This window comes from Microcoleus sp. S13_C3 (assembly GCF_036700905.1).
Classification (GTDB): domain Bacteria; phylum Cyanobacteriota; class Cyanobacteriia; order Cyanobacteriales; family Microcoleaceae; genus Microcoleus.
The window spans coordinates 1-12332 of sequence record NZ_JAUBPT010000203.1 but is presented as its reverse complement, the minus strand read 5'-3'; the positions used below and the strand labels follow the sequence as shown (position 1 = coordinate 12332).

The following is a 12332-nucleotide window of genomic DNA, read 5'->3' as shown; positions in this document are numbered from 1 at the left end:
AGCGGAACGGGAACGGTTAAGCTGCTGTTTGATGCTGAATGCTGTCGGTTTCGGAATATCTATAAACTGCCGTAATATTAAACGGAATTCCCCACGGGGGAAATTTCCGTTGCCTGTATTCCTTAGAGATCATAATTCATCTGGGAAAAAAGCAGCACTGTTACCACTAACTGTGTTTACGACTAAAGCCCGATCGAGAAAATCGTTGCGCCGTTCGCAAGAAGTCTCAGCAATCAGCAAACACCCATGACAAGCAGCCCCATGTAAGAAACGGTCTTCGGCATGATTTTCCGGTTCGTGTTGAGCACACACTGGGTCGTTAGAGCAAAGCCTTCCTAACTCCAATGCGCTGATTAACAGTAATTCAATGCGCTTGCCAATTTGCACCAGTCCCCCCAAAGTTCCATCATTACCAGAGGTGCCGGTATAGAGCAAAATACCGTAGCCTGAATCCCCAGCATAAATGCGTTCCCGGATGGCACTAGCCGCGTAGCCACATTCCAGAGAAACAGCAGTAATTAATAAGTGAGAGAGGGAGTGCAACATAATGTAAGGCAATCCCGGAAACTTGGCTTTGTCCTGCGGAATCCCTCTAGTGTTACACCATTTCTGGAAACCCCTATGCAACTCTTCCCCTCTTTCTCGAACAGCTTTTTGCTTCAGCCATTGGTCAATTGCCTCTTTTTTAAAGGCGATAAATACTCCTTCACCCCTATTTTCAATCGCTGGTACCCACGTCGGATCGATGTCAAGAGCTGCCCGTCGCACGTTAATATCTAATTCACCCTCAATATCCGGCATAGCTGCTTCAAAACGAGTAAATCCGACTTGCGCCACGACTTCTCGGAGCCGATGCACTAGAATAATGCGTTCAATGCGAGCTGTTGCGAGAGGATTTAACCCCTCTAACTTGCGAGCGCGGGCGTAAAAATCTCCTTCGGACACATCTTCCCCAACTTCATCAGGACTAGCAAGTAAAGTTTCAATTTCCACTTGCTTAATGCTCTTTTTTGTATTAGAAAATCCTGCCTTTCTTCGCTGTATTTCTGCCCAAACCGCTTCGTTGCTTAAACCTTCTAAAGCATTAAGAACTTTTTGTTTTTTTCGCTCTTTTCTGATATCATTTAAGTCTTCAGCATATTGCAGGAAATCTTCATAAACTTGATTGACAGCTTCCCTGAGTTTGGCGTCTGTGTCCGGCAGAGAAATCACGCTAAGCACTTGAGCAAAATAAGCATTACTCGCCGATCGCACTAACAGTCGATTATACAACGGGCGATCGCCCTCTCTAGAAAGGCAAGGTTCTTTTGCAACCGGGCCGAGCCAAGGGCGCTCTCCCAAGCACCGGCCAAGCACTTTAGAATACGGGACAGTGGCATCAGAAAGGGGGCGACGGGCTTTGCAAGCTTCGCACCGGACGAAGATTTCAGCGAAATCATTGCCAGAACCGCTTTCATCGAGCCACAATTGCCCTCGGCATGGAGCGTCCAAATTGTTGTGGGCAAAAGCATTCCAATTGATATCGCTGATATGTCCGTTGGCGCAAGCTTGCACGAAGCGCACCGGAACAACAGGCTTTTTCTTCCTCTCAGCATTAAGATATTTTCCCTTAACCAAACTCCCCCAACGAATTAAAGGTCTGGTGCGGTATTCTTTGCCGTTGAAAGCTTTCCAAGTGCCATCGTCTTGCGCTACAAACCAAGTGGGAAATGTGAAGGCGGTGATGCCTGTGCGAGGGGCACTGGGGTCTTGTTCATCTACAGGGGGAGCGTACAGGGCAACGCGGGCCAGGCCGAGAATTTCGGCAACTCGCTCTTCCAGGCGCTCTTCGTGGATGCGCGATTTATCGCCCCGCCAGTGGTTTAACCCGCCAATAATAATCGAATAGTTGGGCAAATCGACCATTGCCCCCGGCCCGAAGGTGGTTAAAATTTGACTTTGGCGAATTTGTCCTGATGGGATTTTCATATTGATTTTAGTTAGTTAGTTTGTAGTTGGTAGGGTAAGTCAGCCGGAAATTTGTTCGCAATTAGTTACTTAGTAGGGTGCGTCAGGGAGAAATCTTCCGCTAGGCAAATAATCTTTTTTTCTGATGCACCCTACTGAGTTTATTTGTAGGCTGCGTCAGAGAGAAATTTCTCGCAATTAAATAATCTTTTTTTCTGACGCACCCTAAGTGAGTTAATCTTGATGCTCAATCGGACGCACCGTGCGCGAATTAATCCTCATCAATCTCGAACCCATCTGGATTTTTCACCCACAAATTGACAACAGGTTCCACATCTCTCAAACTACGTTGTGCTTTAAACTTTTTAGCGGGTTGCGGTTGCCTCTGCAAGTCTGGGTCAAGGGGGTCAAATAATAAAGGCGGTGCAACTCCCACTTCTTGCTGATATTGCAAACTGCCTTTTTCAGAAGCTATATATTGCCAAGTATCAAGCAAATTATTGACTCGCTCTTTTAGTTTCAGGCGCAATTCTTCGGTTTCTTCCGCGTCTCGGTCTTCGTCGTGGATTTCAGAACGCTGGGCAATGATATCAGCAACAAAATCTAAGTTGGAGCGCTGTTCTATAATTTTAATTGCGTTTAAAGGTGCGGTCATTTCTGGATTACCTAGACGCGCTAAAGCAACGGTAATCGCAGCAATTCCTCGGTCAATGGCACGGGGTGAAAAGGGTGTGACGCTGGTTGCTTCGACTGCCCGGTAAAAAGTGTTGTGCCACGCGCCGAAACGTTCGTAGTGAGAGCGATCGCGCGGTCTGTGTACATTTAATAATGTTACCACTAATCCCGGTCGCTGTTCGTCTCGCCCTACTCGCGAGGTTGCTTGAATATACTCGGCGGCTGTTTTTGGCTGTCCTAATACGACCATTAATCCGAGGCGAGTAATATCTAAACCCACAGAAATCATATTAGTTGCTAGTGCAGCGTCCACCCGGTGTGCGTCGGAAAAAGCTAAGGCTAAACAGCGCTTTGCTTCCGAAACTTGGCTAGTGCTAACGCGAGAAGTTAATTCTAAAGGTTCATCGTTAATTCGGCGGTTAGCCAAACATCCTGACTGCTCATTTTCCCGTTTTCTCTGGCTATATCCTAACAATCTAGATTTGACTTCATCTTCAACAATGCGCCGACTTCCTCCCAGTTCTCGCAGAGAGTTAAAATAACCCAATAAGGTCATGTAAGAGTCAGCAGGATTATTTTTATTCCTCGCGCCGCCGTTGGCATCCCAATGTTTTTGAGCTGCCCCTAATACAGCTAAATAAGTCCGCAGCAAGATGACTTTTAAGCTGCGACCTTGAGCGGCAATGCCGATATAAGTGCGGGGGTTTTGTTCTGTAGCGGGGACAGTTTTGGCGAAGAATGAATCGCGGCGGTCTGGGCCAGGAGGCGGAAAAACATCGACTTCGGTGCGACCAAATAAGGCGCGAATTTGTTTTGTTGCTCGCCGCACGGTTGCAGTTGAAGCAACTATTTTAGGATAGATTTTTTTGCCATTTTTGTCAATAGCTGATAAGGCGTCAATAGCCGTTTCATAAAGTCCGACCATCGTGCCTAACGGCCCGGAAATTAGGTGCAATTCATCTTGTATAATTAAATCGGGTGGTAGGAGAGGTTTTTCTAGTGTCCGACCGATGCCAATAGTAGCCGGCCCGTAAAATCCGTTGTCATCATAGCGATCGACTTTTCCGAATAAAGCCCCTGTTTCTCCGACCCAAGGTAGGTTGGCAAATTTATCGACAGTGGCGATGATAAAACAGGGGACACGACGATAGATGGGGTCATCAACCGCAACAATGGGCAAGGGATTATTTCCTTTAAAAGTACATTGCAGTTGGTTATTGGCAAGGCGTTTACGGTTGATGCAGAGAATTCTTAAATCCGTGGGATTGTCTGCGTTGGGGAATAAGGTAAAGGAGTTGCGGGTGAATTTTTCACCGCACCAAGGGCAGTTTTCTAAGGGAATGGGTGAGGGTTTATTACGATCGTCGTTTTGATAGGCAATGGTGCGGGTACGGGCACTTTCTGGGTTGTTGTCCCCTTTGCGTCCCATGCGGTTTGGCGTGGCTGCTTGTCCGACCCACAACCCGATTTCAAAAGGCCAAGTGCCTAGTTTTTGAACATCGTTTTGCCGTTCTAATTCTAAAGCGCAGATCAGAGTGGCGGCGCGACTCAGTTGGTCTAAGGTTAACAGGCGTAAAGTGTAGCGCATTAAGACACTAACCCCGGCCCCGCTAAGCCCTGGATTTCGTAACCGTCGCAGAACTAAAGTAAATGCGGCTAACCCTAAATATGCTTCGGTTTTGCCGCCGCCGGTGGGGAAAAATAGCAAATCTACGATGTCCCGATCGCCCATTTCTGGATCGGCAATTCCCGTTAAGTTCATCAGCAGGAAGGCTAGCTGAAACGGCCGCCATTTGGGGGCGTGGATTTCTGCGGGGGTTTTCTCACTGTCATGGGTGGCGCGTTGACGGATGGATCTGGCGATCGCGAAATTGGCAATTCTAAAGGCCTCGAACACTTCGGGGTCATTCATAGCGTCGAGGCCCGCAGCGATGCGATCGCGCGCGACTTGGGCGCGGTTGAGCAACGTTTGGGCAATTTGAGCTCGGTTGGGATCGAGGGGGAATTTGTGCCCCTGGTCTGCAATCCAATCGCCGTAAGTTGTTACCATTGGCTCTAGCATTGACCGCAAAGCTGCGGGACTGGGTGCCGCAGCGATCGCTTCCATTTCCAGTTCAGTTCCGGGTACAACGGCCGCGATGACTTTTTCTACGTCAGCGGTGGGTATCCAGGCGGTGCGAATTTCCTTGCAAATCGAGTCGGAGTGGACGAGGGCGATCGCCGAAATGTTGTGGCCAACAGCAAATTCGCAGTCTTCCCGATACTGCAAGTCTGCCACCTTTTCATCCCAATCATCATCGGTTTGTCCCCGCAAATTCGGGCGGGGGACGAGGGGGTAGGGGGTGTGAATAGTTAAAGTTGCTTGGAAGATGTAAGTGGTATCTCGCAAGGAGTCGTCGGTGGTGGGGGTGCGGTAGTTGACAAGGAAAGCGGAGACGGAACGGGTACCGGGGGGTAACTTAATCTGAGACAACACGGGGCGAACGGAAATGACGAGTTTTAAGCCGCCGCTGTCGGGAATGTCCAAAGTGTAGGGCGCGGTGCTGCTTTTGATGGGAACATCTAGTTCTACCTGTTGAGGTTTCCGCAGCCAATCACCGGAGACGAGACTTTGCAGTTTGGTTTCTGCTTTTTCCTCTTCTGTGGGAATGGGCGAGTAGTCGCCCCAAGATGCGATCGCCCGGAAGTGAGTTGCTTCTTTGGGAACCAGGAAACTCAGCCCCATTGAAGAGGGAAAAAATGCTCTGCGGGCGGAGGATTTTTCCGGGGGGTTTTCGTCGTCGCCGGGACTGGGGCGACTGAGTTCGTCGAGTTCGTCGTTGCTGGTGTCGTCGCTGCGCTGTTCGAGGCCGGCCCCGTAGGGTACGAGAAAACCGCTGAGATACCAGCGGGAAGGGGGTTGGTTGATGATTTCTGCGGCGTGGGCTTCGTCGTCAGGGATGGGGCCGATGAGGTCGAGTTGTAAGGCGTCGATTAGGTGTTGGCGGACTTGGGCGGGGGTTGTCGGGGTTGCATTGATATTCATTAATATGTCTTTACCTTTAATTAGATTGTTTAATAATTAGTCCAAACTTTAATCCCTAAATGATTCCTTACTTGTATCAAAGGAATCTTTTTTTTTGAGTCGTAGCTTGCACGGCTGTATGAAGGTTTCCTAATTGAATCTTTGTTTTTTTTCCAAGAAAACGCTGACCTGTAGTAGTCACTGTATAAGGTTTGACCGTCAGCACTTGAGTGCTAGTGTTATACGACTTCATCAATTCTTCATACGCATTGATAAGATTACGTGTTCGCAGGTATCCTGGCTCTTCAAGCGACAGTTCTTTTTCTTTTTTTATATTATTATAAGCTTCTTCTAAGTTAGAAAATAAAATTTGAGCTATCCCTATAGATTGTGGATTCACTGTACCGGGAATGGCTACCCATTCCAGACTTCCCATTATTTCCTTTTCATATCCTTTTAATATAGGAAATGTCCAAGGCATATCTACAACATTAATATCGTTTTTACCTGGCACCGCAATTCCTATTTCATTAATTATTACATCCTTATAACCTTTGTTTACAACTTCAATTAATAAATAATTTCTTGATGGCTGTTGGATGGCTGGTAAACTAACACTATCTCGCCTAAGTTGAAGGGTTATTTTTATTTTATCTTTATTCCAGTCATAAATAACTTTACTTATATTAACCAATCCAAAAATAATAGTTATCGATCCAAAAACAATATAGAATAATGGTTGGTATGTTTGCAGTTGAGTCGGCGTTAAAGATGATAGCCACGATTTTAAAGCATCAAACATTATGTAATACCTCATTGAAGTTTAATTACTTTACCGACATTTGCAAAATGTCTTCAATCCGCCCAGATAGCCTCTCGAAAATCTGGGGATTTATAAAGTTTCACTTTTCTTGCCAATGCTTTGTATAACGCAGGTTCCTATTTATTATCTTAAGCTCTGGGTATTACGTCAAGTTTTTTCGTTAAATAAATTGACAAAGCAGATAGCAATAGGATAATTTAGGAGGATATACCTAAATTTTATACTTTTTTTTGTGGGCAAAAGCGAAAATACAGAAAACGCGAGGGAACACTGGAAGCAAAAGCTAAACGATGCGCTTTCACAACCTGAAATACCCATCAGGGCAACAACTTTTCGCAGAGCATGGAGGACGAAAGCAGAACCGGTTTTGCTTAAGTGTAATGATGGTGGAGAGTATGTGGTTAAAGGTCAGCAAGCAGGCAGACAAATTGTAAATGACCAGATTACTGCAAAGCTTGGCTTTGCAATAGGCGCACCCGTTGGCGAACCTAAGATTGTTGAAGTATCGGCTGAACTTATTGCGATTGAACCTCGTCTCTCTCATATTCCTCCAGGCACAGCACACGCTACTCTCTTTATACCAGATTGCCGTGATGATTGTGGTTTGATTGCAACTAGCGAACCTAAAAATAGATCCAGGTTTGTTTTGCTTGCTGTGTTGTACGGATGGGTCTATGCTAACGACATCCAGTTTATTTTCCAGAAAAATCCACCGCGATTAGTTTACTCGGTGGATCATGGTCATTTCTTTCCCGGTGGCCCCAATTGGACAGAGCGTGATCTGATACCAGCACCCCAAGCTGAACTAAACTCCTATTTGCGTGAAAATTGCAACTTTACCCCAGATGAGATTAGCTCGGCACTCCGGGGGCTTGAAAGCGTCAGTGAAGCAACAATCATTCAAGCAGTGGCGGCTCCGCCTAGCGAGTGGGGGCTAACTCTTGACGAGCGTGTTACTCTAGTAGAATACTTAACTAGACAGCAACAACAATTATTAACTTTTTTGTAAGCACTTTCTTATAGAGGGAGTCAAAAGCAATGGCAAGCAGATATAGTATCGTTCAATACGTCCCCAATCCCATCGCTGACGAACGGATTAATATTGGCGTTGTTGCTTTTGATGATAATGATGTGCGCGTACAATTTTTAAATAATTGGAGTCGAGTGCAGGCTTTTGGGCGTGAAGATATTCATTTTCTCAGAGACTTTGCGAAACGAATGAACTTCGCCGCCAGTGAGGGTTTGCTTTTCCCCGGAGATGAGCCAGATGGCACTCCTAAACATGAGCGATTAAAAAAAATTGCACAGGGTTGGATTAACAGTATTCAATTCACAGAACCTCGCGGATCTTTGGAAAATGTCGAGAGTTTATTAGAAGATATCGCGCAGACTTACCTGGTTAATGTAGTTTCTGCAAAAACTAAGCGAAATCGCCACGATGCTGCAAGAATTACAACTTCTATAATTAGAAACACTCTTAGATCTTATGATGATAAACCTGCTTTAAGAGAAATGCTAAAAAATGATTTTCCTGTAAAAGGAAGTCATAAAGAACATACGTTTGATGCGGTTGTTGCTAACGGTCAACCTTACTTGGTCGCGCATGGAATATCCTTTGAAGTTCACCCGCCTGAAACTTTGCAAGATTCTATTTCTTGGATGATTTTAGATGTTAAAGAATCTGACACTAAATTGCCTATAGGAATTGTTGCACTTCCCCCAAAACAAGAGTGGCAGGATTATGAAAAACTAAACAAAGTGTATCAAACAACTATCTCAACTTACAGGAGTTTGGGGGCGGAAGTTTTGCAAGAAAATGAAGTACAATCTTGGGCATCTCAGACTATTGATAAGTTGGTTGCAATGGTGTGAGTAGGGTGCGTCAGTCATCAATTCTCTGCTAATTGCGATAAATCTTCCCCTGACGCACCCTACAGATTACAGACTATCAGGAAAACCAAGGATACGAGGCGGCTTATCTGAAACGTTTTTGCGAGATTTAGAAGCTGTCTTTTTACCTCCTTTCGCCTTCGCCTCAGCCGCTTTCCCTCCCAGACTTTCCTCTTGAGAGCGTTTCAGATTCAATTCAAGCAATCTCGCTAATACTTCATCGTGGATTTCTTCAGGCCATTTATACCGCCAAGGTTTTTTCTTCTGGCGTTTGCTAATTCCTTCGATTTCTTCCTCTTCTTCTTCGTAGTCAAGGATAAATTCGCAGTCGGTGGCGATGTCTGTCCACCCGTAGGCGTTTAATACGGCTCGATCGCATTCTTGATGTAATTGTCGCAGTTTTATTATATCCGGGTGGCGATCGTCGGGGTCGTGGAAGCGGTTATATGTTTCGGTGAGTCCCTGGTTGTTGCGTACCATTAAGGCGGCGCGATATTCGTAGTAGGTTTTGCCTTTTTCTTCTAATTCCGGGTTGGTTTCCCAGTTTGAGGGGAAGGGGAAGGTTTCAAAGCAGTCTGTGGGAGAGTAGTTTAAATCATCCTTCATGGTTGAAGAGAAAAACCAAGCCCATATTTCATGTACACGACTTTGCAAGATAATAAAACCACTGTTTTTATTAATTGTAAAAACTGCTGTATTTTTGGAGTAAACTGTTCCATTACGAAGAAATGCAAAAGATAAATACTTGCTAACAAGGCAGCTAACTAATACACGATCCAATCCATATATCGCCTTAAACAAAGCAGGTGTATATCTCCCCCAAAGCCACCAATTATTTTTACGCCTTTTAGCATCTGGGTTATCCCCTAGCTTTAATCTCTCAGGCTTAACTTTCTCTTCTACAATCCTCATCAAATCTGGATATTCCCGCGCCTGGGCCTCAGTCATCTCACCAAAATTAATCACATAACGATGATGAGCATGAGTTGGACTAGAATTAACCTCCTCACCGCCAATATAAGGAAAAATGCGCTCAGCATTTTTAGGATTTTGTTCAATTAAACGGTGCATTTCTGCAATCGGTGTCGCCTCCGGGTTCGTATCATCAAAGGTAAACCCCATCCCTAGCACATAGCTACCGATAAAACCTTTACCAGCATTTGCTAATAAAGTTTGAGGATTTTCATTACCCCCCGCATGAAACAGAAAAGCAGAAATTTTAGGAACTTGTCGCCCATCGAGAATCGGCTGCGTCGCCGCCAGAGATATTGATGATAAATCGCCTTGTGTCGGGTGCGTCGCCGCGAGAGATATTGAGGATAAATCGAGATTTTTAGTAGCGACGCACCCGACTTTTTGAATGTGAATCACACTCACCACCACCGCCGCCAAACCCGGCCACTTAAACCGCTTCGTCGCATTATAAATAATACCGCCCTTCTGACAAATATATCTTAACCCCGTACTCCGCGTATCACCTTGAGCAATCGTATTCGTAGCAATTAAACCAAAACCACCGCCATTTCTGATAATCGTAAAAGCCCGTCTAAAAAAGTGCGCCACTAAATCAGAATTTCCATGCGATTCTGGATGAACCACCTTTAACCAATCCATAAATCCAGGTACATTCGCATTAATCGCCGTATTCTTACCCGCAAACGGCGGATTGCCGATAATCGCATCAAACCCCGGATTCTTCCTATCAAACACTTCTGGAAATTCAATCTCCCAATTAAACGGCATAATTGGCTTTTCTAACATCTGCAAACTTTCAGCAATCCCTTCCACCTGCTTAATATTAACCACCCCCGAACGCCAATCATTAACCTTCTGCGAAAACTCAATTCTTTTTTCCTTCCGTTCCTTTTCTTTGTCCCCAGCAAAAAAAGCAGCAAGGGCAATATTTGCCGTTAACCTAGCTTCCTGTAATTCCGATTCCGCCTTTTCAAACCGTTGCCGTTTTTCCACATCTGAATCGTCATCTAACTTCGCAATCTCATCCCGATAAATCTTAGCTTGTTCTACCTTATCTTTTAACAACGCCAATAAAGGCTCATTATAAATATCCGTCGCCTTCACAAACTCCCCAATTTCCGCACGAGTCAACCCCACCAAAGAATCGCCACATTTCAAGGCATGATCTAAAAAAGTAAACGGATGTTCTTTCGCCAAAGTCACCAACCATAGCGACAACTTCGCCAAATTAGTTGCAAACGGATTTTTATCCACCCCATACAAACACCGCTGCGCTACCAATCGCCGCGCAAACAACAAAGGATATTCATCAAGGGGAATTTCCGGCAAAGAATTGTGTTTATTCCAAGCCTCAACTAACCTCTCCGCCAACTGACGGCAACTTTCCACCAAAAACGCCCCCGAACCCATCGCCAAATCGCAAATTTTTAACTCTAAAATCTCTTCAGGCGTGGCATTTTCTCCCAATGTTGCTAATATCGGTCTGAGAGTTTCCCTCACAATTGGTTCCGTCATCGCACGGGGTGTATAATGCGAACCACTGCGCCGACGTTCTTCGCCTGGTTGCAAATAAAGAGAACCAACTGGCAATAAATTGGGAGTTTGTGGCGACACTTTTCGCCCTAACGCCGCGACTAAATCATCAGCGTTTTTCGCTTCCTTTAACCCTTTGAGAGAATTTCCCGAAATCTCGCATCCCGCCACTTCTTTTAAATATTTAGCGCGGTCATTTGCCTTAGTTTTGAGAATTTCCTCGACGCTAACCACAACCGTAACAGAGACTTTTGAACTTTTAGGTTTACTCCACACTCCTATAGATGGACTCTGGGCCCGTTCGACTTCGTAACCCATCACCGCTTCGTAAACCGAACCAATTTGTTCGACATCGAGAGCACGGTAAGAAAGTCTGTCTCCCTCCAAAATCAACAACCGATTTAATACCCGAAAAATCACCCCATCGGAAATACGCGGCACTTCTGTAAGATGCGTTGCTGTTTCTAAGTTTGTTTGGTGCGTCGCTGTTTGAGTTGTTTGGTGCGTCGCTTGTTCAGTTTTTGACATTTCACCGAGATTTTCGGTGGCGACGCACCCTACTGAGTTTGTTTGGTGCGTCGCTTGTTCAGTTTTTGACATTTCACCGAGATTTTCGGCCGCAACGCACCCTACTTTTTTACCTAGTAAAAACGGGTATTCATCCGGGTCAAATAACTGACCGTGACGGGCCGGTAAATACCGAGGTAAATGGCCGCCGCCCTCATAAACCAACCCAAACAAACTTAACAACCACGCCCAAGCGCCATACCGCTGATCCATCGTATCGGGATAATTTCCCGCATCAATTTGCAACCGTTCATACAGTCCCGTCACCGCATAATTCCGCGCATACACCGAATCTTGCGGCATCAACCCCTCATCTTCGGCGTACAACAAAAACACCAACCGCATTAAAGTTGTAATCAATCCCCCATAAATATGCTGCGGTTGTGTTTGAGCAATTTCACTCAATAACTTACCATTACTCGCCTCATCCGCTGTCTGAAATCCCCGCAACAATTCCCAGAGGGCATCTAAAACCTGTTCGGCTAATTTTGTCGAAACTTCACTTTGATATTTGCGACTTTCCTGCAACAAAGCTGGCAAACGGCGTTCCGGCGGCGCCACAAAAAGGCGATCCGAACCTAACAGCATTACCATCGCACTTAAAATTGGGCGGCCGGCCACTTCGCACATTGCCGCCACCGGAAACGTCAAATACCCCGACGATTCGCCACGCGGCGCATAAACCAAGCGCAATAGCGAACCGTTGCACAATAACCCCACGTTAACGCTCGTTTCGCGCAATAAGCGTTCAAATTTTGCTTGTGGCGAAGCATTCCACTGACCTGCTTTTTCTGATTCTAAATCTAATTCATCAAAAGGGCGATTATTTTCTATAATTTGGACTAAGTAGGTCGGTATAAAAAAACAAAGGTAAGTAAAGAAATGTTAACAACTAGAATTGGAACTGAATTTAAAGCG

Annotated in this window: 6 protein-coding genes; 2 read left to right on the top strand and 4 right to left on the bottom strand. The window is 45.5% G+C overall.

The annotated features are described in order from the left end of the window. Positions 1-129 precede the first annotated feature (129 nt). The 3 genes from QUA16_RS32885 to QUA16_RS32875 form a co-directional block, all read right to left on the bottom strand. A complete protein-coding gene (locus tag QUA16_RS32885; RefSeq protein WP_333108542.1) occupies positions 130-1968 on the bottom strand; it encodes a DUF1998 domain-containing protein in 1839 nt (612 codons plus the stop codon). Between the two features lie 250 nt (positions 1969-2218). Then, positions 2219-5647, bottom strand: coding sequence for a DISARM system helicase DrmA (gene drmA, locus QUA16_RS32880; RefSeq protein WP_333108541.1), 3429 nt, complete (start codon positions 5645-5647; stop codon positions 2219-2221). Positions 5648-5723: 76 nt separating this feature from the next. After that, positions 5724-6428 (bottom strand): hypothetical protein, encoded by a 705-nt coding sequence (locus QUA16_RS32875; protein WP_333108540.1) that lies wholly within the window; start codon positions 6426-6428, stop codon positions 5724-5726. A gap of 253 nt (positions 6429-6681) precedes the next feature. Here QUA16_RS32875 and QUA16_RS32870 point away from each other — a divergent pair, with 253 nt between their 5' ends. Both QUA16_RS32870 and QUA16_RS32865 read left to right on the top strand, forming a co-directional pair. After that, positions 6682-7458, top strand: a complete 777-nt coding sequence (locus QUA16_RS32870; protein WP_333108538.1) for a HipA family kinase — start codon at positions 6682-6684, stop codon at positions 7456-7458. 29 nt (positions 7459-7487) lie between these two features. Beyond that, the gene (locus tag QUA16_RS32865) at positions 7488-8321 is read left to right on the top strand and encodes a DUF3037 domain-containing protein (protein ID WP_333108536.1); all 834 of its coding nucleotides are present in this window, start codon (positions 7488-7490) and stop codon (positions 8319-8321) included. A gap of 66 nt (positions 8322-8387) precedes the next feature. Here QUA16_RS32865 and QUA16_RS32860 read toward each other — a convergent pair whose 3' ends face one another. After that, positions 8388-12248, bottom strand: coding sequence for an Eco57I restriction-modification methylase domain-containing protein (locus tag QUA16_RS32860; RefSeq protein ID WP_333108543.1), 3861 nt, complete (start codon positions 12246-12248; stop codon positions 8388-8390). Positions 12249-12332 lie beyond the last annotated feature (84 nt).